24 protein-coding genes are annotated in these 21646 nt (G+C 30.9%); 20 read left to right on the top strand and 4 right to left on the bottom strand.

The genetic code is table 11. From position 1 onward, the window contains the following. Nucleotides 1-5: 5 nt before the first annotated feature. From mutL to hfq, 8 genes are all read left to right on the top strand, one after another. On the top strand, nucleotides 6-2015 hold the full coding sequence (mutL, locus tag JV528_RS11300; protein ID WP_204177660.1) for a DNA mismatch repair endonuclease MutL: 2010 nt from the start codon (nucleotides 6-8) through the stop codon (nucleotides 2013-2015). Nucleotides 2016-2020: 5 nt separating this feature from the next. After that, the gene (locus JV528_RS11295; RefSeq protein WP_001077635.1) at nucleotides 2021-2563 is read left to right on the top strand and encodes a glycerol-3-phosphate responsive antiterminator; all 543 of its coding nucleotides are present in this window, start codon (nucleotides 2021-2023) and stop codon (nucleotides 2561-2563) included. A gap of 474 nt (nucleotides 2564-3037) precedes the next feature. Beyond that, nucleotides 3038-3856: an MIP/aquaporin family protein gene (locus JV528_RS11290; RefSeq protein ID WP_001103747.1), complete on the top strand. Its 819-nt coding sequence runs from the start codon at nucleotides 3038-3040 to the stop codon at nucleotides 3854-3856. A gap of 129 nt (nucleotides 3857-3985) precedes the next feature. Further along, on the top strand, nucleotides 3986-5482 hold the full coding sequence (gene glpK / locus JV528_RS11285) for a glycerol kinase GlpK (RefSeq protein WP_204254836.1): 1497 nt from the start codon (nucleotides 3986-3988) through the stop codon (nucleotides 5480-5482). A gap of 157 nt (nucleotides 5483-5639) precedes the next feature. Further along, nucleotides 5640-7313 (top strand): glycerol-3-phosphate dehydrogenase/oxidase, encoded by a 1674-nt coding sequence (locus tag JV528_RS11280; protein ID WP_001218598.1) that lies wholly within the window; start codon nucleotides 5640-5642, stop codon nucleotides 7311-7313. Nucleotides 7314-7462: 149 nt separating this feature from the next. Beyond that, the gene (locus tag JV528_RS11275; RefSeq protein WP_000136942.1) at nucleotides 7463-8377 is read left to right on the top strand and encodes an alpha/beta fold hydrolase; all 915 of its coding nucleotides are present in this window, start codon (nucleotides 7463-7465) and stop codon (nucleotides 8375-8377) included. A 17-nt stretch (nucleotides 8378-8394) separates the two neighbouring features. After that, the gene (gene miaA, locus JV528_RS11270; RefSeq protein WP_014532618.1) at nucleotides 8395-9330 is read left to right on the top strand and encodes a tRNA (adenosine(37)-N6)-dimethylallyltransferase MiaA; all 936 of its coding nucleotides are present in this window, start codon (nucleotides 8395-8397) and stop codon (nucleotides 9328-9330) included. Between the two features lie 14 nt (nucleotides 9331-9344). Beyond that, complete coding sequence (hfq, locus tag JV528_RS11265) at nucleotides 9345-9578, top strand: RNA chaperone Hfq (protein WP_000561359.1); 234 nt, start codon at nucleotides 9345-9347, stop codon at nucleotides 9576-9578. Between the two features lie 221 nt (nucleotides 9579-9799). Here hfq and JV528_RS11260 read toward each other — a convergent pair whose 3' ends face one another. After that, the gene (locus JV528_RS11260; RefSeq protein ID WP_000448078.1) at nucleotides 9800-10276 is read right to left on the bottom strand and encodes a glutathione peroxidase; all 477 of its coding nucleotides are present in this window, start codon (nucleotides 10274-10276) and stop codon (nucleotides 9800-9802) included. Nucleotides 10277-10387: 111 nt separating this feature from the next. Here JV528_RS11260 and hflX point away from each other — a divergent pair, with 111 nt between their 5' ends. The 10 genes from hflX (at nucleotide 10388) to JV528_RS11210 (ending at nucleotide 19308) form a co-directional block, all read left to right on the top strand. Then, on the top strand, nucleotides 10388-11626 hold the full coding sequence (gene hflX / locus JV528_RS11255) for a GTPase HflX (RefSeq protein WP_000068615.1): 1239 nt from the start codon (nucleotides 10388-10390) through the stop codon (nucleotides 11624-11626). A gap of 18 nt (nucleotides 11627-11644) precedes the next feature. Then, entirely contained in the window at nucleotides 11645-12883 is a 1239-nt protein-coding gene (locus tag JV528_RS11250; RefSeq protein ID WP_065315572.1) for a methionine gamma-lyase family protein, read from the top strand. 242 nt (nucleotides 12884-13125) lie between these two features. Further along, a complete protein-coding gene (locus tag JV528_RS11245) occupies nucleotides 13126-13494 on the top strand; it encodes a MerR family transcriptional regulator (RefSeq protein WP_000624945.1) in 369 nt (122 codons plus the stop codon). An 18-nt stretch (nucleotides 13495-13512) separates the two neighbouring features. Next, nucleotides 13513-14853: a type I glutamate--ammonia ligase gene (gene glnA, locus JV528_RS11240; RefSeq protein WP_001126603.1), complete on the top strand. Its 1341-nt coding sequence runs from the start codon at nucleotides 13513-13515 to the stop codon at nucleotides 14851-14853. A gap of 492 nt (nucleotides 14854-15345) precedes the next feature. Then, entirely contained in the window at nucleotides 15346-15543 is a 198-nt protein-coding gene (locus tag JV528_RS11235) for a helix-turn-helix domain-containing protein (protein ID WP_001659797.1), read from the top strand. A gap of 688 nt (nucleotides 15544-16231) precedes the next feature. Then, complete coding sequence (locus tag JV528_RS11230; RefSeq protein ID WP_078061103.1) at nucleotides 16232-16456, top strand: hypothetical protein; 225 nt, start codon at nucleotides 16232-16234, stop codon at nucleotides 16454-16456. A gap of 295 nt (nucleotides 16457-16751) precedes the next feature. Then, on the top strand, nucleotides 16752-16958 hold the full coding sequence (locus tag JV528_RS11225) for a hypothetical protein (RefSeq protein WP_001002342.1): 207 nt from the start codon (nucleotides 16752-16754) through the stop codon (nucleotides 16956-16958). A 695-nt stretch (nucleotides 16959-17653) separates the two neighbouring features. Then, the gene (locus tag JV528_RS11220; RefSeq protein ID WP_204254835.1) at nucleotides 17654-17764 is read left to right on the top strand and encodes a hypothetical protein; all 111 of its coding nucleotides are present in this window, start codon (nucleotides 17654-17656) and stop codon (nucleotides 17762-17764) included. Nucleotides 17765-18194: 430 nt separating this feature from the next. Next, nucleotides 18195-18380: a hypothetical protein gene (locus tag JV528_RS11215; protein ID WP_000006110.1), complete on the top strand. Its 186-nt coding sequence runs from the start codon at nucleotides 18195-18197 to the stop codon at nucleotides 18378-18380. A gap of 511 nt (nucleotides 18381-18891) precedes the next feature. Beyond that, nucleotides 18892-19308 carry a hypothetical protein gene (locus JV528_RS11210; protein ID WP_000477488.1) on the top strand — a complete coding sequence of 139 codons (417 nt, stop codon included), beginning with the start codon at nucleotides 18892-18894 and terminating at the stop codon, nucleotides 19306-19308. Nucleotides 19309-19739: 431 nt separating this feature from the next. Here JV528_RS11210 and JV528_RS11205 read toward each other — a convergent pair whose 3' ends face one another. The 3 genes from JV528_RS11205 to JV528_RS14700 form a co-directional block, all read right to left on the bottom strand. Next, on the bottom strand, nucleotides 19740-19946 hold the full coding sequence (locus JV528_RS11205) for an ATP-binding protein (protein WP_001791412.1): 207 nt from the start codon (nucleotides 19944-19946) through the stop codon (nucleotides 19740-19742). Continuing rightward, nucleotides 19946-20209 (bottom strand): Mu transposase domain-containing protein, encoded by a 264-nt coding sequence (locus JV528_RS14705; protein ID WP_224089142.1) that lies wholly within the window; start codon nucleotides 20207-20209, stop codon nucleotides 19946-19948. Before JV528_RS14705 ends, JV528_RS11205 begins: the two co-directional genes overlap by 1 nt. Before the next feature lie 280 nt (nucleotides 20210-20489). Continuing rightward, entirely contained in the window at nucleotides 20490-20813 is a 324-nt protein-coding gene (locus JV528_RS14700) for a hypothetical protein (protein ID WP_224089150.1), read from the bottom strand. A gap of 348 nt (nucleotides 20814-21161) precedes the next feature. Between JV528_RS14700 and JV528_RS14900 the strand changes: the two genes are divergently transcribed. Together JV528_RS14900 and JV528_RS11195 are read left to right on the top strand one after the other, a co-directional pair. Further along, the gene (locus tag JV528_RS14900) at nucleotides 21162-21245 is read left to right on the top strand and encodes a hypothetical protein (protein WP_031774819.1); all 84 of its coding nucleotides are present in this window, start codon (nucleotides 21162-21164) and stop codon (nucleotides 21243-21245) included. A gap of 129 nt (nucleotides 21246-21374) precedes the next feature. After that, nucleotides 21375-21626, top strand: a complete 252-nt coding sequence (locus tag JV528_RS11195; RefSeq protein WP_000585096.1) for a hypothetical protein — start codon at nucleotides 21375-21377, stop codon at nucleotides 21624-21626. The last annotated feature ends 20 nt before the right edge of the window (nucleotides 21627-21646 follow it).

Raw genomic sequence — 21646 nt, 5'->3', positions numbered from 1 at the left:
GCAAAATGGGGAAAATTAAAGAACTCCAAACCTCATTAGCAAATAAAATCGCAGCAGGTGAAGTAGTTGAAAGACCGAGTTCTGTTGTGAAAGAACTGTTGGAAAATGCTATAGATGCAGGCGCTACAGAAATAAGCATTGAAGTAGAGGAATCTGGCGTCCAATCTATTCGCGTAGTCGATAATGGAAGCGGAATTGAAGCGGAAGACTTAGGATTAGTATTTCATAGACATGCGACTAGTAAATTAGATCAAGATGAAGATTTATTTCATATTAGGACATTAGGATTCCGTGGTGAAGCACTAGCCAGTATTTCATCAGTTGCTAAAGTAACATTGAAGACTTGCACGGATAATGCTAATGGAAATGAAATATATGTAGAAAATGGTGAAATATTAAATCATAAGCCTGCAAAAGCGAAAAAAGGAACAGATATACTTGTAGAATCATTATTTTATAATACACCAGCACGTTTAAAATATATTAAAAGTTTATACACTGAACTAGGTAAAATAACAGATATTGTCAACAGAATGGCAATGAGCCATCCGGACATTCGAATAGCACTCATTTCAGATGGCAAAACAATGTTAAGTACAAATGGTTCAGGACGAACTAATGAAGTGATGGCAGAGATTTATGGGATGAAAGTTGCACGAGATTTAGTACATATATCTGGAGATACAAGTGATTATCACATTGAAGGTTTTGTTGCAAAACCTGAACATTCTAGAAGTAATAAGCACTATATTTCTATTTTTATTAATGGACGATACATTAAAAACTTTATGTTAAATAAAGCGATTTTAGAAGGCTATCATACACTCTTAACAATAGGTAGGTTCCCGATTTGTTATATTAATATTGAAATGGATCCAATCTTAGTAGACGTAAATGTTCATCCAACAAAACTAGAAGTGCGTTTATCAAAAGAAGAGCAACTATATCAATTGATAGTGAGCAAAATACAAGAAGCATTTAAAGACCGTATATTAATTCCTAAAAATAACTTGGATTATGTGCCGAAAAAAAATAAAGTGTTACATTCATTCGAACAACAAAAAATCGAATTTGAACAAAGACAAAACACAGAGAATAACCAAGAGAAGACGTTTTCACCTGAAGAAAGTAACAGTAAGCCATTTATGGCAGAAAATCAAAACGATGAGATAGTTATAAAAGAAGATTCATATAATCCATTCGTAACGAAAACGTCTGAAAGTTTAATAGCTGGTGATGAATCTTCCGGTTATAATAATACACGTGAAAAAGATGAAGACTACTTCAAAAAACAACAAGAAATTTTACAAGAAATGGATCAAACATTTGATTCAAATGACGATACATCTGTGCAAAATTATGAGAATAAAGCGTCCGATGATTATTATGATGTAAACGATATTAAAGGAACAAAAAGTAAAGACCCTAAACGAAGAATTCCATATATGGAAATTGTTGGCCAAGTACATGGAACGTATATTATTGCTCAAAATGAATTTGGCATGTACATGATTGACCAGCATGCAGCTCAAGAAAGAATAAAATATGAATATTTTCGAGATAAAATAGGTGAAGTTACCAATGAAGTACAAGATTTATTAATCCCGTTAACATTTCATTTTTCAAAAGATGAACAATTAGTCATTGATCAATATAAAAATGAACTTCAACAAGTAGGTATCATGTTAGAACATTTTGGTGGTCATGATTATATTGTAAGTAGCTATCCAGTTTGGTTCCCTAAAGATGAAGTAGAAGAAATTATTAAAGATATGATTGAGCTAATTTTGGAAGAGAAAAAAGTAGATATCAAAAAATTACGTGAAGATGTAGCAATCATGATGTCATGTAAAAAATCTATTAAAGCGAATCATTATTTACAAAAACATGAAATGTCTGATTTAATTGATCAATTAAGAGAAGCGGAAGATCCATTTACATGTCCACATGGTCGTCCAATTATCATTAATTTTTCAAAATACGAATTAGAAAAATTATTTAAGCGTGTGATGTAGAGAGGATGAATCAAGTGAATAACAACATATTGCCTGCCATAAGAAACATTAAAGATTTAGAGAAACTGATTAAAACAGATTATAAAATGTGTGTGCTTCTAGATATGCATATAGGACATATTAAAAGTATTATGGAATTGCTGAAGCAAAATCATATAGAGTGTTTTATTCATATAGATTTGATAAAAGGTTTAAGTCACGATGAATTTGCAAGTGAATTTATTATCCAGCAATACAAGCCAAAAGGTATTGTATCGACTAAATCTAAAGTAATAAAAAAAGCGAAATCATTAAATACTTTAACGATTTTTAGAGTGTTTATTATTGATAGTCAAGCATTGAAACGCAGTATAGATTTGATAAAAAAAGTTGAACCTGATTTTGTAGAAGTACTTCCAGGTGTTGCGAGTAAAGCGATTCATCATATTCAGAAAGAAACAAACACACAAGTCATTGCAGGTGGCCTAATTAATACAATAGATGAAGTTAATGAAGCTGTTAAAAATGGAGCGAAATATGTAACAACTAGTTATGATAAACTCTGGTGAATCATAAGGCTGCAAAAATTAGATTTTTCACTAGATTTAGTCATATAACATATTAAAAAAGCCGTTTTCATATGGGATATGTAATAAGGAATTTAAGGTATCATACAAAGAATAATTAAATAAAATAATTAGCACCTCTAAAACGATTAAAATCATTAAAGTTATAGAGGTGTTTATTTGTAAAAAATGCAACTAGTCATAAAAAATATGGCTGAAGAATGTCATTTAAGCAACTGAACGACATAGACTATTTAGTGCGGATTGATATTTCTAGTTTTCAAATTAAACTACTTTTATAAAGACTTGAAAAATTAAATTTGACAATATTTTTACAAAAACCATTGACAACGCTTTCATATCGATAGTATTATAACAAATATAATAAAAGTTAATACATAGAATAGAGACGGGAGATTTCTACGAGCCAAACTGCTAGTGTAGGAATCTCTTTGTCTTTTTGGAAGGACATTTAATATGAATGTATATTTAGCAGAATTCCTAGGAACTGCAATCTTAATCCTTTTTGGTGGTGGCGTTTGTGCCAATGTCAATTTAAAGAGAAGTGCTGCGAATGGTGCTGATTGGATTGTCATCACAGCTGGATGGGGATTAGCGGTTACAATGGGTGTGTATGCTGTCGGTCAATTCTCAGGTGCACATTTAAACCCAGCGGTGTCTTTAGCACTTGCATTAGACGGAAGTTTTGATTGGTCATTAGTTCCTGGTTATATTGTTGCTCAAATGTTAGGTGCAATTGTCGGAGCAACAATTGTATGGTTAATGTACTTGCCACACTGGAAAGCGACAGAAGAAGCTGGCGCGAAATTAGGTGTTTTCTCTACAGCACCGGCTATTAAGAATTACTTTGCCAACTTTTTAAGTGAGATTATCGGAACAATGGCATTAACTTTAGGTATTTTATTTATCGGTGTAAACAAAATTGCCGATGGTTTAAATCCTTTAATTGTCGGAGCATTAATTGTTGCAATCGGATTAAGTTTAGGCGGTGCTACTGGTTATGCAATCAACCCAGCACGTGATTTAGGTCCGAGAATTGCACATGCGATTTTACCAATAGCTGGTAAAGGTGGTTCAAATTGGTCATATGCAATCGTTCCTATCTTAGGACCAATAGCCGGTGGTTTATTAGGCGCGGTAGTATACGCTGTATTTTATAAACATACATTTAATATTGGTTGTGCAATTGCAATTGTTGTAGTTATTATTACTTTGATTTTAGGTTACATTTTAAATAAATCATCAAAAAAAGGTGATATCGAATCAATTTACTAAAATAAAAAGAAACGTAAATAGCATAATTTAACATGTTTGATTCATGGATTATGCTATTTTTTCGCCAAAATTTAACAGATTTTGTACAATGGGTTAGCGATTATTTTTTTAATAAAGGAGATACTACTAATGGAAAAATATATTTTATCTATAGACCAAGGAACAACAAGCTCAAGAGCGATTTTATTCAATCAAAAAGGGGAAATTGCAGGGATAGCACAACGTGAGTTTAAGCAACATTTTCCACAATCAGGTTGGGTTGAACATGATGCAAATGAAATTTGGACATCTGTGTTAGCTGTAATGACGGAAGTAATTAATGAAAATGATGTTAGAGCTGATCAAATTGCAGGTATCGGTATTACAAACCAACGTGAAACAACGGTTGTTTGGGACAAACATACTGGCCGCCCAATTTATCACGCAATTGTTTGGCAATCACGTCAAACACAATCAATTTGTTCAGAATTAAAACAACAAGGATATGAACAAACATTTAGAGATAAGACAGGATTGCTTTTAGATCCGTATTTTGCAGGTACAAAAGTTAAATGGATTCTAGACAATGTTGAAGGTGCACGAGAAAAAGCAGAAAATGGCGATCTATTATTTGGAACGATTGATACTTGGTTAGTATGGAAATTATCAGGAAAAGCTGCGCATATTACTGATTATTCAAATGCGAGTCGTACATTAATGTTTAATATCCATGATTTAGAATGGGACGATGAGTTATTAGAACTACTTACAGTACCTAAAAATATGTTGCCAGAAGTTAAACCTTCAAGTGAAGTATATGGTAAGACAATTGATTACCACTTCTATGGTCAAGAAGTACCAATTGCTGGTGTAGCTGGTGATCAACAAGCAGCATTATTTGGACAAGCTTGCTTCGAACGTGGTGACGTGAAAAACACATATGGAACTGGTGGTTTCATGTTAATGAATACAGGTAACAAAGCGGTTAAATCTGAAAGTGGTTTATTAACAACAATTGCTTATGGTATTGATGGAAAAGTAAATTATGCGCTTGAAGGTTCAATCTTTGTTTCGGGTTCAGCAATCCAATGGTTACGTGATGGATTAAGAATGATTAATTCAGCACCACAATCAGAAAGTTATGCGACACGAGTTGACTCTACTGAGGGTGTTTATGTTGTTCCAGCTTTTGTAGGTTTAGGAACACCGTATTGGGATTCTGAAGCACGTGGTGCGATTTTCGGTTTAACACGTGGAACTGAAAAAGAGCACTTTATCCGTGCAACATTAGAATCATTATGTTACCAAACTCGTGACGTTATGGAAGCAATGTCAAAAGACTCTGGTATCGATGTCCAAAGTTTACGTGTCGATGGTGGTGCAGTTAAGAATAACTTTATTATGCAGTTCCAAGCAGACATTGTTAATACTTCTGTTGAAAGACCTGAAATTCAAGAAACTACAGCTTTAGGTGCTGCATATTTAGCAGGTTTAGCAGTTGGATTCTGGGAGAGTAAAGATGATATCGCTAAAAACTGGAAATTAGAAGAAAAATTCGATCCGAAAATGGATGAAGGCGAAAGAGAAAAATTATATAGAGGTTGGAAAAAAGCTGTTGAAGCAACACAAGTTTTTAAAACAGAATAAACTTGTAGATTAGACTTTTGTATAAACATTGTGATACAATCAATTTAAGTTAATATTTGAATCGAGAAACGAGAGATTTGTTCGAACATGTACAATTGAAGGATTGTTTATGTGGGACAAGTCTCTCGTTTTTACATTTTTTAGGAGGCGTTTTGGAATGGCATTGTCTACTTTTAAGAGAGAACATATTAAAAAGAATTTAAGAAATGATGAATATGATTTAGTAATTATTGGTGGCGGTATTACAGGTGCAGGTATTGCACTAGACGCGAGTGAAAGAGGAATGAAAGTTGCATTGGTTGAAATGCAAGACTTTGCACAAGGAACAAGCTCAAGATCTACAAAATTAGTCCATGGTGGTTTACGTTACTTAAAACAATTCCAAATTGGAGTAGTTGCCGAAACTGGTAAAGAACGTGCGATTGTTTATGAAAATGGGCCTCATGTTACGACTCCAGAGTGGATGCTTTTACCAATGCATAAAGGTGGAACATTTGGTAAATTCTCAACATCAATTGGTTTAGGAATGTATGATCGTTTAGCAGGTGTTAAGAAGTCTGAACGTAAAAAAATGTTATCTAAAAAAGAAACTTTAGCTAAAGAACCATTAGTTAAAAAAGAAGGTCTAAAAGGCGGCGGTTACTATGTTGAATATCGTACTGACGATGCGCGTTTAACTATTGAAGTTATGAAGCGTGCTGCTGAAAAAGGCGCAGAAATTATCAACTATACTAAGTCAGAACACTTCACTTATGATAAAAATCAACAAGTAAATGGTGTTAAAGTTATTGATAAATTAACTAATGAAAATTATACAATTAAGGCTAAAAAAGTGGTTAATGCAGCAGGTCCTTGGGTTGATGATGTTAGAAGTGGTGATTATGCACGCAATAATAAAAAATTACGTTTAACTAAAGGTGTACATGTTGTTATTGATCAATCAAAATTCCCATTAGGTCAAGCAGTATACTTTGATACTGAAAAAGATGGAAGAATGATTTTTGCAATCCCGCGTGAAGGAAAAGCGTATGTAGGTACTACAGATACATTCTATGACAATATCAAATCTTCACCATTAACTACACAAGAAGACAGAGACTATTTAATCGATGCGATTAATTACATGTTCCCTAGTGTTAATGTTACAGATGAAGATATTGAATCAACATGGGCAGGAATTAGACCATTAATTTACGAAGAAGGCAAAGACCCTTCTGAAATCTCTCGTAAGGATGAAATTTGGGAAGGTAAATCAGGTTTATTAACTATTGCAGGTGGTAAATTAACAGGCTATCGTCACATGGCTCAAGACATTGTTGATTTAGTATCTAAACGCTTGAAAAAAGACTACGGTTTAACATTTAGTCCATGTAATACAAAAGGTCTGGCAATTTCAGGTGGCGATGTAGGAGGTAGCAAGAACTTTGATGCGTTTGTAGAGCAAAAAGTAGATGTAGCTAAAGGATTCGGCATTGATGAAGATGTTGCAAGACGTTTAGCATCTAAATATGGTTCAAATGTTGATGAATTGTTCAATATTGCGCAAACATCTCAATACCATGATAGCAAGTTACCATTAGAAATTTATGTAGAACTTGTTTATAGTATTCAACAAGAAATGGTATACAAACCTAACGATTTCTTAGTTCGTCGTTCTGGTAAAATGTACTTCAATATTAAAGATGTATTAGATTATAAAGATAGTATCATCGATATTATGGCTGATATGTTAGACTACTCACCAGCTCAAATTGAGGCTTATACTGAAGAAGTTGAGCAAGCAATTAAAGAAGCGCAACATGGAAATAATCAACCAGCAGTTAAAGAATAATTAATTTGTACAATCATAAACTGGTGTCCTGTTTTAGGGGCATCAGTTTTTTTATATGAGATACATTAGTCAATTGAAACTATGCATCACTAAATGTATGATAATAATAAAAGCGAATATAAAAACGTTGTTATTAAAGGTGTGAGATGATGACTGAAAAACAATTTAAATTAACTGTACAAGATAACACGAATATTGAAGTTAAAGTGAATTTTACAGATGTAGATTCAAAAGGAATTATTCATATATTTCATGGTATGGCTGAACATATGGAACGTTACGATAAATTAGCACATGCACTTTCAAAGGATGGCTTCGATGTGATACGTCATAATCATCGAGGACATGGTATTAATATTGATGAATCAACAAGAGGCCATTACGATGATATGAAACGAGTTATCGGTGATGCCTTTGAAGTAGCGCAAACAGTGAGAGGCAATGTTGATAAACCATACATTATAATCGGACATTCAATGGGATCCGTTATAGCTAGATTGTTTGTAGAAACATATCCGCAATATGTTGATGGTCTAATTTTAAGTGGTACTGGTATGTATCCATTATGGAAAGGATTACCAACCGTTAAGGTGTTACAACTGATTACAAAAATTTATGGTGCTGAGAAACGGGTTGAATGGGTTAACCAGTTAGTATCAAATAGTTTTAATAAAAAAATACGTCCTTTACGTACACAAAGTGATTGGATTTCTAGTAATCCAACTGAAGTAGACAACTTTATTAAAGATCCATATAGTGGATTTAATGTGTCAAATCAATTATTATATCAAACAGCCTATTATATGCTACATACATCACAATTAAAAAATATAAAAGTGTTAAATCATGCCATGCCTATATTATTAGTTTCAGGATATGACGATCCTTTAGGTGATTATGGTAAAGGGATTTTAAAATTGGCGAATATATATAGAAAAGCCGGCATTAAAAATGTTAAAGTTAATCTTTATCATCATAAACGTCATGAAGTGTTATTTGAAAAAGATCATGACAAAATTTGGGAAGACTTGTTTAAATGGTTGAATCAATTTTATAAAAAATAAAGAAAGTGGAATTAAATATGAATAAAAATAAGCCTTTTATTGTAGTAATTGTGGGGCCAACTGCTTCAGGTAAAACAGAGCTTAGCATCGAACTCGCGAAGCGTATCAATGGTGAAATCATAAGCGGTGACTCTATGCAAGTCTACAAATATATGAATATTGGAACTGCAAAAGTAACACCTGAAGAAATGGATGGTATTCCACATCATTTAATTGATATCTTGAATCCTGATGATACATTTTCAGCATATGAATTCAAGCGATTAGCAGAAGATTTAATTACTGATATAACGAATAGAGGTAAAGTTCCAATTATAGCAGGTGGAACAGGCTTATATATTCAATCATTAATATATAATTATGAATTAGAAGATGAAACAGTTACACCTGCACAATTATCCGTAGTTAAACAAAAGTTATCTGCATTAGAACATTTAGATAATCAGCAACTACACGAATATTTAGCTCAATTTGACGAGGCTTCTGCCAAAAATATTCATCCAAACAATCGACAGAGAGTATTGCGCGCTATCGAATACTATTTTAAAACAAAAAAACTTTTAAGTAATCGTAAGAAAGTGCAACAATTTACTGAAAATTATGATACATTATTAATAGGGATTGAAATGTCGCGTAAAACATTATATTCAAGAATAAATAAACGTGTTGATATTATGTTGGATCACGGATTATTTAGAGAAGTGCAACAACTTGTTGAACAAGGCTATGAATCTTGCCAAAGTATGCAAGCTATTGGATATAAAGAATTAATACCTGTGATTAACGGACAAATGATTTATGAAGATGCTGTCAATGATTTAAAGCAACATTCACGCCAATATGCAAAACGACAAATGACATGGTTCAAGAATAAAATGAGTGTTCATTGGTTAGATAAAGAAAATATGTCACTTCAAATGATGTTAGATGAGATTACAACCCAGATTAAGTAAAAGGAGTCCGACAGATGATTGCAAACGAAAACATCCAAGACAAAGCACTAGAGAATTTTAAAGCAAACCAAACTGAAGTAACTGTATTCTTTCTAAACGGTTTCCAAATGAAAGGTGTTATTGAAGAATACGACAAGTATGTCGTAAGTTTAAATTCTCAAGGCAAACAACACTTGATTTACAAACATGCGATCAGCACTTACACAGTAGAAACTGAAGGTCAAGAATCTACTGAAAGTGAAGAATAAGTTGTAATCATATGGGCACGATTTAATGACTCGTGTACATAACGTTTGAAGTATGATAAATAGATATAGAAATAAAGTCATATGTGACATCAATCAAATGATGTTCAAATGACAAGATACAATAGAGGAATGTTTGTAATAAAAACGCTTCATGTAAAGGCCGGGTCAATATATGATACGACTTTATATGAAGCGTTTTATTTGCTATGAGCTAGTATATTTTATAATAACTTTTCTATTTCTCTTTCGATTTGAACAGGTTTTTTTTGAGGTGCAAATCGTTTAACAACGTTACCTTCACGATCCACTAAAAACTTAGTGAAATTCCATTTGATTTTCTCATTAAAGAATCCGTGTTGTGCCGCAGTCAAATATCTAAATAAAGGTAATTGATGTTCCCCTTTTACGTCTATTTTTTGATGCATAGGGAAGGTAACACCATAGTTTAATTTACAGTTTTGAGCTGCTTCTTCGCCTGATCCAGGTTCTTGGCCACCAAATTGATTACAAGGGAAACCTAGAATTACAAACCCTTGATCTTTGTATTTCTCGTATAATGATTGCAAACCTTCAAATTGTGAAGTAAAGCCACATTCGCTAGCTGTATTGACAATTAGCATAACGTCACCCTTATATGCATCTAATTTGTAAGTAACACCTTTATTTGTTTCTACTACAAAATCATAAATTGTCTCCATTGAATCATCCTTTCGATTTACTTAAAATGTACCATAAAATCGTGTAATAGTCTTTACTAAAACTCTATGATAGAATACTTTGAGTAGGATTTTATTAAGGAGATGTATAACATGGCTCAGCAACAAATTCATGATACTAAAAATAAACTAGAAAAAGCTGTCTTAGTCGGTGTACATGCTCAAGATGATAAGCAATTTAATTTTGAGTCTACAATGGAGGAATTATCATCTTTATCAGAGACTTGCCAACTTGAAGTGTTGGGTCAAATTACTCAAAACAGAGATCGTGTAGATCGCAAATATTATGTTGGTAAAGGTAAAATTGAAGAAATTCAAGCATTTATTGAGTTCAAAGATATTGATGTAGTCATCACAAATGATGAATTAACGACTGCACAATCCAAATCACTAAATGAAGCTTTAGGTGTAAAAATTATTGATAGAACCCAGTTGATTCTTGAAATATTTGCATTAAGAGCAAGAAGTAAAGAAGGTAAATTGCAAGTAGAGCTAGCACAACTTGATTATTTATTACCTAGATTGCAAGGCCATGGTAAAAGCCTTTCTCGTTTAGGTGGCGGTATTGGAACTAGAGGCCCTGGTGAAACGAAGTTAGAGATGGATCGTAGACATATTCGAACTCGTATGAATGAAATTAAACATCAATTGCGGACGGTAGAAGAACATCGCGAAAGATATCGAAATAAAAGAAATCAAAATCAGGTGTTTCAAGTAGCTTTAGTTGGTTATACAAACGCTGGTAAATCATCATGGTTTAATGTTTTAGCAAATGAAGAGACGTATGAAAAAGATCAATTATTTGCAACGTTAGATCCTAAAACACGACAAATTCAAATAAATGATGGATTTAATTTAATTATTTCAGATACTGTTGGTTTTATACAGAAACTACCTACGACGTTAATTGCAGCTTTTAAATCAACTTTAGAAGAGGCTAAAGGTGCAGATTTATTAGTACATGTCGTAGATAGTAGCCATCCTGAATACCGTACGCAGTATGACACAGTTAATGATTTAATCAAACAATTAGATATGAGTCATATTTCTCAAATAGTTATTTTTAATAAAAAGGACTTATGTGATCATGCATCAAATCGTCCAGCAAGTGATTTGCCTAATGTTTTTGTTTCTTCTAAAAATGATGGTGATAAATTACTTGTTAAGACGTTATTTATCGATGAAATAAAAAGGCAATTAACTTATTATGATGAGGCAATTGCGACGAATAATGCAGATCGATTATATTTCCTAAAACAACATACATTAGTGACTGAACTTAAATATGATGAAATTGAAAATGTTTATCGTATAAAAGGGTTTAAAAAATAATAAAAGGACGAAATTCAAATGAAAGATATAAGTAAGATAGTAGCTGACGTCGAATCAACGTTAGCACCATATTTTAAAGAAATTGAAGAAACTGCATATATTAACCAAGAAAAAGTATTAAATGCATTTCATCATGTCAAAGCAACCGAAAGTGATCTGCAAGGGTCAACAGGTTACGGGTATGATGATTTTGGACGTGATCATTTAGAAGAAATATATGCGCAGGCATTTAAAGCAGAAGATGCAATTGTTCGCCCACAAATTATTTCAGGTACGCATGCGATTACTATTGCATTACAAAGTTTATTAAAACATGGTGATGAATTAATTTATATAACGGGAAGTCCATATGACACTTTACTTGAAGTCATTGGTGTAAACGGAAATGGTATTGAAAGTTTAATGGAGCACGGCGTATCGTATAAAGATATTGCACTTAAAGAAGGTAAGATCGATATTGAAGGTGTGTTAGATGGGGTTTCTGAGCGCACCAAAGTAATAGCGATTCAACGCTCGAAAGGCTATGATCAAAGACCTTCAATTCCTCTAGATGAAATTGAACAGGTAATTACTAGGTTGAAAGAAGAGCATCCTAATATTTTAATATTTGTGGATAACTGTTATGGGGAATTTGTTGAAAGACGTGAACCTATAGAATGTGGTGCCGATTTAATAGCAGGATCATTAATTAAAAACCCTGGCGGTGGTTTAGCTAAGATTGGTGGATACATTGCTGGTAGAAAAGATTTAATTGAACGATGTGGTTATAGATTGACAGCACCTGGTATTGGTAAAGAAGCGGGTGCATCATTAAATGCATTGCTTGAAATGTATCAAGGTTTCTTTTTAGCACCACACGTTGTCAGTCAGAGTCTTAAAGGTGCATTGTTTACTAGTTTATTTTTAGAAAAAATGAATATGAACACAACGCCGAAGTACTACGAAAAACGAACTGATTTAATTCAAACAGTTAAATTTGAAACGAAAGAACAAATGATTTCATTTTGTCAAAGTATTCAACACGCATCCCCAATTAATGCACATTTTAGTCCAGAACCTAGTTATATGCCTGGTTATGAAGATGATGTTATTATGGCAGCTGGTACGTTTATTCAAGGTTCATCGATTGAATTATCTGCAGATGGACCTATTCGTCCTCCTTATGAAGCATATGTTCAAGGAGGATTAACATATGAACACGTTAAAATTGCTGTGACAAGAGCTGTTAAGCAGTTGAAAGAACAAGGACTTATATAATAGATTAAATTTCACCCTTAATGATAATGTGTTTTGGGTGAAATTTTTTGCGAAGATTTATCAGATTATTTTTAAAAATTGAAAAAATATTTTAGATGTAGGTCGTTTTATGGCGTTTTAGAGGTCGAAATTGCAGTTATATCAATGTTTTGAGCTTTATGTTAGAAAACCTGACATATTTTTGAAATCCTAAAAAAATTATGATAAGTTATTAACAAGTTCAAAAGTAGAGGAGAGGAACAATGATATCGAATGATGCAATCAGACGAAATATGGCTGTCTTCTCTATGAGTGTAGTAAGTAAGTTAACGGATTTAACGCCAAGGCAAATACGTTACTATGAAACACATGAACTCATCAAACCTGAAAGAACAGAAGGTCAAAAACGTCTGTTCTCACTCAATGATTTGGAAAGATTACTAGAAATTAAATCATTATTAGAAAAAGGATTTAATATCAAAGGGATTAAACAAATCATTTATGACTCACAAGAGCATTTAACAACAGATGAACAAGAGATAAGAAAAAAGATGATTGTAGATGCCACGCAAAAGCCTATTGGAGAAACTTTGCCAATAAATCGTGGTGATTTATCCCGATTTATTAAATAAAATTTGGAGGATTTTAAAATGCCAAAACGTACTTTCACTAAAGACGACATTCGTAAATTTGCAGAAGAGGAAAATGTAAGATATTTAAGATTACAATTCACTGATATTTTAGGAACAATTAAAAATGTTGAAGTGCCTGTAAGCCAATTAGAAAAAGTACTTGATAACGAAATGATGTTTGACGGTTCTTCTATCGAAGGTTTCGTACGTATCGAAGAATCAGATATGTACTTACATCCAGATTTAGATACTTGGGTAATCTTCCCATGGACTGCTGGACAAGGTAAAGTTGCACGTTTAATTTGTGATGTATATAAAACAGATGGTACACCATTTGAAGGGGATCCTCGTGCAAACTTAAAACGTGTATTAAAAGAAATGGAAGATTTAGGCTTCACAGACTTTAACCTAGGGCCTGAACCAGAATTCTTCTTGTTCAAGTTGGATGAAAAAGGGGAACCAACTTTAGAACTTAATGATGATGGTGGATATTTCGACTTAGCACCTACAGATTTAGGTGAAAACTGTCGTCGTGATATTGTTTTAGAATTAGAGGATATGGGCTTCGATATTGAAGCTAGTCACCATGAAGTTGCCCCTGGTCAACATGAAATTGACTTTAAATATGCAGATGCTGTTACAGCATGTGATAACATCCAAACATTTAAATTGGTTGTTAAAACAATCGCACGTAAACATAATTTACACGCAACATTTATGCCTAAACCATTATTTGGTGTGAATGGTAGCGGTATGCACTTTAACGTTTCATTATTCAAAGGTAAAGAAAATGCATTCTTCGATCCAAATACTGAAATGGGCTTAACGGAAACTGCATATCAATTTACAGCAGGTGTGCTTAAAAATGCACGCGGATTTACTGCTGTATGTAACCCGTTAGTAAACTCATATAAACGTTTAGTACCTGGTTATGAAGCACCATGTTATATTGCATGGAGTGGTAAAAACCGTTCACCATTAATCCGTGTACCATCTTCAAGAGGATTATCTACTCGTATCGAAGTACGTTCAGTAGATCCAGCTGCAAACCCATACATGGCGTTAGCTGCAATCTTAGAAGCTGGACTAGATGGTATTAAAAATAAATTAAAAGTTCCAGAACCAGTTAACCAAAATATTTACGAAATGAACCGTGAAGAACGTGAAGCAGTAGGCATTCAAGACTTACCTTCAACACTTTATACTGCATTAAAAGCAATGCGTGAAAATGAAGTTATTAAAAAAGCTTTAGGAAATCATATCTATAATCAATTTATTAATTCAAAATCAATTGAATGGGATTACTACAGAACTCAAGTATCTGAATGGGAAAGAGATCAGTACATGAAGCAATATTAATACGCTAAACAATGATGGGAAATCAGTAATATCAAGGGCTAGAGCGTTTTGCTTTAGCTCTTTTTTGATTTAACTGGGCAACTTTTCGAGGTGTAAAATGTGTCTTTTGTTACGATTGGGCAACTTTTGGTCAAGTAAATGTTTTGTGTATTTATTTTTTTAAAGCTAGGGAAGACCATTTTATATTTTAGTTCACATGAATTTTAATATATTTGGAGGTGATGAGATGAGGCGATAAAAGAACGTCGCGAAAACGTTGAGTATTACTTGAAAATAGCCACATTGATATTACTTCTCATCGAATTCATTTGCAGAACGTTCTAAGATAAGACCCCGAAAAGAGGGGCCTTACTACTCATTATTAAGGGGGTAATACTATATGAAAAGAGAAACAAAACAAAAAATATCTTTTTGTTTATCGATTGGTATTTTCATTTTAGTTATACTACTATTGATATTCTAAAAAATTAAAAATTTCGCCTCATCTAAATTATGAATTGCTATGATGAAATATACAATACAATCAAAAAATTGATAGAAAACAAAGAGATAACGAGTTATCAAATTAATAAAGATACTGGGATAAGTTACGGTAATATTAATGCTATGCGCCGTGGAGAAAGAAGAATAGAAAATTTAAGCTTAAAGAATGCAAAGATCTTATATGAATATGCGAAAAAGGTATTATAATATAAGAATTGAGTTCAATAGGCATACAATAACTGCCCAATCTAGTGACTGAGTGGGTGTTTTTATAGTATTAAAAGTTTTCTAAAAGTGAAAGAAATCATGTTTAGTGATTTACTTATGTTTTTCGAAATAGTATAATAATTTTATATAATATATAGAACTTCAGTATACCTTTTGAGTATATATGGAGTTCTTTCTTTTTTACAAGATGTATATGTATAAATGGAAATGTTTATTACATTACATAAAAACCTTTAGGTGCTCTTAGATGGATGTTAATCATAAAGCAAAGAGATTTTGAAAATATAGGTTATTATAATTTAGAATTACAAATTATTAATCTTGTCATTGGATATGGGAATTCAAACATATCACTTACCCCAATTTGTGGAATGTTAAATAACTATAAAGAGGAAAGGAGAAAAAATGATAAGAATGGTTAAAGAAAAAGAACGAATAGCAAAATTAAATTTCGAATAGCTGTGACAAGCATAATAATTCAAGTACTTAATTTTATAAAATCGTTCTTTTAAAAAGGTAAAGGGCAAAAGACCTTTACCACATTAAATAGGGAGGTGGTATTTATGACAAGAGAATTAAGGAAAAAATTAACTCTCTATCTTAACATTGCAACTTTAATATTATTTATTATTAATTTAACTAGAAAAAAATAAACTATTCTTTCATTTTGATAAAGATTATGAACCAGTTTAAAGAAATTTATAATACAATAGAAAAATTACTAAATGATAAATCAATATCTAATTATAGAATTAATCAAGACATTGGTGTGTCTTATGGTGGTATAAGTGAATTAAGAAGCGGGAAAAGAAAAGTGAATAATTTAACTTTAGAAACAGCGGAAAGACTCTATAATTATCAAAAACAATTAGAAATAATGATTGAAGATTAAAATATGGTCATATCTTTTTAAATATCATGGAATGAGCCTTTTAAATCATCTAATTTTAAAGTATATTAAAGATGGATAACTTAATGTGAATATAAATAAAAAATTATCAAATAATATAATATAGAATAGATGGAGACAAGAAATTTTATCAATATATAATAAAAAACGCCAATACTATTAGGTATTAGTTTATGAATTAACTAGTTTGGCAACTAGAAAGAAACTATGTATTGCTAAACGTAGTTACTGCATTAGGATTATTATAATTATAAATTGAAAGAGAGCGTGATTAAAAATGAATGAGATTGAAACTATTATAAGTGAAATAGAAAAGTTATTAACTAACAATACACCATATAGTATTTCAAAAAACTCAGGTGTACCACGTCAAACAGTTACTGATTTAAAGGTAGGTAATACTAAAATAAAGGATGCCAAATTTAAAACAATAATCAAGTTATATGAGTATCAAAAGTCGTTAGAAAATAATTCAGAGTGCTAATAAATATACCTTGTTTGATTAGATGGACAAGAGATTAAATTTCTAATAATTTCATGATTGTGTGTCCACGCTTTGTCCACCTCAATAAAATTATCTCTAGGTTTTTAAAATTGTACATGTTTAAACAATCAAAAGTATGCATTTTTATATTATCATTTCCATAAAAATTTAAATGATCTTTAAGTGATGATATAAAAGGCTGAACATAGTAAATAAGTTAACTTTAATGCAGTATACTATACATATTTTGTAATAATGTTTATGCACATAATTTTTCATTGACAATTTTTTATATTAAATTGTGTAATTGGCATATATGATGATTTGTGATAATTATATTGTAATATAGCATTTGGTTTTATGATTCTAAAATTAATAGATTTGAAAAGTATACTTTATTTCATGAAAGTTTTTGGTACATTTACTTGAAAATGTTTTTATTACAAAGTTACATGGCTAAATGTTTCTTAAAAAAATTAATTCATCGAGTGTAAAGAATCGTGTGGTAAACATAATTTATATAGATTATAAGGAGGTGAAAATGGTCGAGGAAGTAAAAACGATAAAATAGTTTGAATGTTTTGATTTCAATTCTGAAAGGACTATTGAATTTGTAAACTAATAAGAATGTGAGGTTTGATTTAATACGAAGTCATATTCTTTGAATAAAATATTACTTTCTCACCATTAGTAAAATGAAGAAGACTATTAAAGTGCGAAAAACAAATAAAAAAGAGAAAATAGAATTTTTAATAGGGATGTTTATAATTATTTTAGTAATATTAGGGTTCAAAATTATGAAATAAATGTATAGTATTTGAGAAGTCTATATGACTTCGAAAAAATTAAAGTCTAAAGATATCTCAATATCTCAAATTTAATAGACTACTGGAGTTAGTAGTTTGAATATTGAAAGACACTAATCTAATAAAAATACATAAAAGGTTAAACTTTAGAAGTGGCTGTAAACTTCAATGAATACTAAACATTGAAGTTTAGTAAAAGGCGTAAGGTATACAAGACAAATCGTTTATCTTTGACAAAGTAATTGATGATGAAAAGTCATTAATATGTAGAAACAAAAATTGAAAATATGAAATTTAACTATTATGAAGTGATGATAGCCATTAATGAATAGAAAAATAATAAAATCATTTATAAATAAAAAAAATACGTTGAGTTCACAGAATTTCGAAAAAAAGTAGTAAACATTGTACAGATATGGAGATGAAAAAAATGTCAGAATACAAGAAAAAGATAATTGAATTAATTGAAAGTAATTTAACAGGATATGAAATTTCTAAAAAAACTGGAGTTTCTCAATATGTACTTTCACAATTAAGACAGGGCAAACGCGAAGTAGATAATCTAACCCTGAATACAACAGAAAAATTATATGAATATGCCAATAAAGTTTTGTAATTTAACTACTGTATAAATTAATCAAGCTATGTTTATTTAATTTAACTATTAATAAAAACCATATGGTGAATGGATATTATAATAATTAAAATACAAAAATAGTAGATTCCAATTTGTGAAAAAGGAGTATGTCGTTTCATTTAGAATTTATTGCACGAAATTAGCATCGAATAAGGGAAAATAAGTGTTTAGTTTTAAATGATAAAAAAGATTGGAATGGATCGTCTTGAAATGCTCCCTTCAAAGTTTTCATTTTTTCAATGTCTACTTCGAAGGGGGCATTTCCATTAAATTGTTATAGCTTTTTATATTTGTATAATGAACATATAAGTTTAAGAAGGTGCGAGTGAAGGGAATAAAAAAGCTCAAATGTACCAAATTGTTAATCTTAATAAATCTCTACTTTATAAAGATTGAATGGACATTCGAGCGTTAATGAGTCAGGAGGGACTTCCCCTCCTACAATTTAATAATAATACTTTCTTCACCACTGTACAAGGAGTGATTTGTTATGTTCAAAGTGAATTATTCGATTTTAAGTTATTATCCAGATATCTATCTCCATAGTAATTTAGCTGTAGGTGTGGCATTTGAAATTATAGGAGAAAGTTATCATAAGAATGAAATTAAATTTATAACCCAAAGAAGAAAAATTTTATCATTTGATGATGAATTAGACAATATAGAACTTATTAATATGTTTTTGGATGGGCTTAAATGTGAATTCGAACAAACTAATCAATCATTAAAAAGTTATAAGAAAAAGTTTGTTAATAATTTCTACTTTGAGAATATTGAATATAAAATGTTTGACTCATTAAAAGAAGTTAATAATTTTATTGAAAAAACATATAAATATGTATTACATCTTGGTTTAGATAAAAAAGAAAGACTTAAGAAAACTGAGAAAGAACTTTTGACTAGCTAAGTAAAAAGGTCAAACATATTGTTCTGAATTTAAATAAGTAATAACCGTACCTTTATTGATGCGGTTATTTTTTATGTAAAAAAACGAAAAAAGTTTTAAAAAAAAGTGTTGGATACAAAACAGGTTGGAAAGAGAAGAAAAAAGGACAAATATCGCAAAAGCCAAAAGCGAAATCTTCCGCAACTACACTTTAGGCTTTGCAACACTTGCCACAATAATAAAATGTTTTTTATAGAGGGGGATATCCCCTCCCACGTATTATATTACGAGGTGATGAAAATGACAAACTTAACTAAAACTAGAATAATAATCTTTATTAATTATCTAATCGGAATTTTAGCTTTAATATTTGCCTTTTATATAATCTTAATGTCAATAGCGGTTTAAAAATGCTGTTTTATGGAGGTTTGAAAATGTCGTTTTTTAGGGGTTTAAGATTGTCGTATATTTAATGATTTTTCGGTTTTATAATCTTTTAATCGATATGATTCTCCAGTAATTTTAAATACTTTTGAATGGTGAACTAACCGATCAATTATAGCTGCTGATACAATCTTATTACTAAATGACTCTCCCCAACTCGAAAATGGAATATTAGTCGTAATTATTGTTGATTTCCATTCATACCTTAGTGACATTAACTGGTAGAATAAATCAGCAATTCACCAGTAGAATTATTGAATATCACTTTTACTTCTTCACCAATGTATTTAGTAGGTACCGAGTATTTACCTTTTCTAAAGTTGATCATCGATTCTTTAGAAACGATTCTTATACACTCATCTTCGATGTAAGTAACTAGTAACTTGGCATTAAAAGAATTTAAATGTTCTTCTTCTTCATAATTGAAAACGTCGATAGGTCGTTGTTCTGTTGCTTGTGAAATTTCTAAGTGATTCAATTCGTGACATAAATCGTTTACTAGCCCAATAAGTTCTACAGCATCATTAAATTCATAATCGTATGGTCTTAAATGCTGTTCAACAAATTTAGCATCCTTACTAAATTGATAAAATAAATTATTAAAGACGACTTTTTTTATTGTGTTCTCGGTCGATCAACTACAGTTCTCATATTGTCGAACCAGATTTCTTATGGAACCCCTTCGGTGTATTCAAAAGCGTCTTTTGAACATTCAAATAAGGTATCTTGTTTTCTATCCCAAGTGAATGTGATATACTTCATTTTTGAATAGTGTAGAACGTAAAGAAGATGTTGAATTGATAAGTTCTGCCAAACTTATCATGCATCACCATATCTTCTTTCCAGTCTACTTGAGCAGCTATACCGAGATTAGTTTCTACACGTATAGTTGCTTTTTTTGCCTCATTTTGTTTTTTATTTTTACAGTATTCTTGTAAAATATTATATTTACCTTCATAACCCTTTTTCTCCATATATTTAAAAATGGCCATAGCTGTATATCCTAATTCAATTTTTTTATTATTAATTTCTTTAAATGAATCTAGCTTTGATGCTTTCTTATTTTGTTGTCTTTTCTTCAATCGTTCTAATTCATTTTATTTTCCTGCTTCATAATATTTTTTTAACTGTTCTTGAATCACAATTATATTGTCGACCAAGCTCAGCATAATTTGGTTTAATACCTTTCATAATGTAAAATAGCACTCCTTCATAAATGTCATGTCTCAATTAAATAACCTCCAATCGAAGATTGAGTTAAGACATGATTATATAATTTAAAAAAGAAAAAAATGTATTATAAATCAGTACGTCAAAGGAATAAGGATATAGAAGTAGATATAATTTCTAAAAATACTAATTTGAATTAAAACCTAGTTAAAAGAGCTTATGAACATTTGTTTGAGAATAAATATAGATTAGATAACTGTATTAATAATTTCTATCCAGATTATAATATTGCAGTAAGTTGGCAATGTTTAAGAGAAGGAAAAACAATAAAAAACAAGATTTAATACTACTTCGTCAGGAGGCACTTGAACATTATTTGATGAATAAATATAATTATTACTATAGAGAAGCACATGGGATTGTAGAAAGAAAATACAATTTTTCTAATTATATTGAGAAATAGGGTGATTTGATTGATTATTATGAGGAAGTTAAAAGAAGATAATCAAGTTATAGTATATGAATATATTCCACAAGATAAAATAGAAAAAGGGAAAGGCGAAATAACAGTAAATAAATTAGATTCAAAGGTAATTGACTATAAATTATCAAAAGTTGAAAATGAAAAAGGTATTTTAGTTTATAGAGATAAATCATTTCATGCAATATTAAATTTTATTGATGAAAATAAATTTACAAATGAATATATATATGCATGGTATTAAAGCATCCTTTCTACACAGAT

The organism is Staphylococcus sp. GDB20D11A, from assembly GCF_016893255.1.
GTDB classification, from domain to species: domain Bacteria; phylum Bacillota; class Bacilli; order Staphylococcales; family Staphylococcaceae; genus Staphylococcus; species Staphylococcus aureus.
The sequence above is the reverse complement of the archived record's forward strand: the minus strand, read 5'-3'. Positions and strand labels throughout refer to the sequence as shown.

What these genes read in the sequence shown, in the direction of transcription:
- mutL (WP_204177660.1), top strand. Translation starts at nt 6, where the DNA reads ATGGGGAAAATTAAAGAACTCCAAACCTCATTAGCAAATAAAATCGCA.
- JV528_RS11295 (WP_001077635.1), top strand. Translation starts at nt 2,021, where the DNA reads ATGAATCAAGTGAATAACAACATATTGCCTGCCATAAGAAACATTAAA.
- JV528_RS11290 (WP_001103747.1), top strand. Translation starts at nt 3,038, where the DNA reads ATGAATGTATATTTAGCAGAATTCCTAGGAACTGCAATCTTAATCCTT.
- glpK (WP_204254836.1), top strand. Translation starts at nt 3,986, where the DNA reads ATGGAAAAATATATTTTATCTATAGACCAAGGAACAACAAGCTCAAGA.
- JV528_RS11280 (WP_001218598.1), top strand. Translation starts at nt 5,640, where the DNA reads ATGGCATTGTCTACTTTTAAGAGAGAACATATTAAAAAGAATTTAAGA.
- JV528_RS11275 (WP_000136942.1), top strand. Translation starts at nt 7,463, where the DNA reads ATGACTGAAAAACAATTTAAATTAACTGTACAAGATAACACGAATATT.
- miaA (WP_014532618.1), top strand. Translation starts at nt 8,395, where the DNA reads ATGAATAAAAATAAGCCTTTTATTGTAGTAATTGTGGGGCCAACTGCT.
- hfq (WP_000561359.1), top strand. Translation starts at nt 9,345, where the DNA reads ATGATTGCAAACGAAAACATCCAAGACAAAGCACTAGAGAATTTTAAA.
- JV528_RS11260 (WP_000448078.1), bottom strand. Translation starts at nt 10,276, where the DNA reads ATGGAGACAATTTATGATTTTGTAGTAGAAACAAATAAAGGTGTTACT.
- hflX (WP_000068615.1), top strand. Translation starts at nt 10,388, where the DNA reads ATGGCTCAGCAACAAATTCATGATACTAAAAATAAACTAGAAAAAGCT.
- JV528_RS11250 (WP_065315572.1), top strand. Translation starts at nt 11,645, where the DNA reads ATGAAAGATATAAGTAAGATAGTAGCTGACGTCGAATCAACGTTAGCA.
- JV528_RS11245 (WP_000624945.1), top strand. Translation starts at nt 13,126, where the DNA reads ATGATATCGAATGATGCAATCAGACGAAATATGGCTGTCTTCTCTATG.
- glnA (WP_001126603.1), top strand. Translation starts at nt 13,513, where the DNA reads ATGCCAAAACGTACTTTCACTAAAGACGACATTCGTAAATTTGCAGAA.
- JV528_RS11235 (WP_001659797.1), top strand. Translation starts at nt 15,346, where the DNA reads ATGAATTGCTATGATGAAATATACAATACAATCAAAAAATTGATAGAA.
- JV528_RS11225 (WP_001002342.1), top strand. Translation starts at nt 16,752, where the DNA reads ATGAATGAGATTGAAACTATTATAAGTGAAATAGAAAAGTTATTAACT.
- JV528_RS11220 (WP_204254835.1), top strand. Translation starts at nt 17,654, where the DNA reads ATGAAGAAGACTATTAAAGTGCGAAAAACAAATAAAAAAGAGAAAATA.
- JV528_RS11215 (WP_000006110.1), top strand. Translation starts at nt 18,195, where the DNA reads ATGTCAGAATACAAGAAAAAGATAATTGAATTAATTGAAAGTAATTTA.
- JV528_RS11210 (WP_000477488.1), top strand. Translation starts at nt 18,892, where the DNA reads ATGTTCAAAGTGAATTATTCGATTTTAAGTTATTATCCAGATATCTAT.
- JV528_RS11205 (WP_001791412.1), bottom strand. Translation starts at nt 19,946, where the DNA reads ATGTCACTAAGGTATGAATGGAAATCAACAATAATTACGACTAATATT.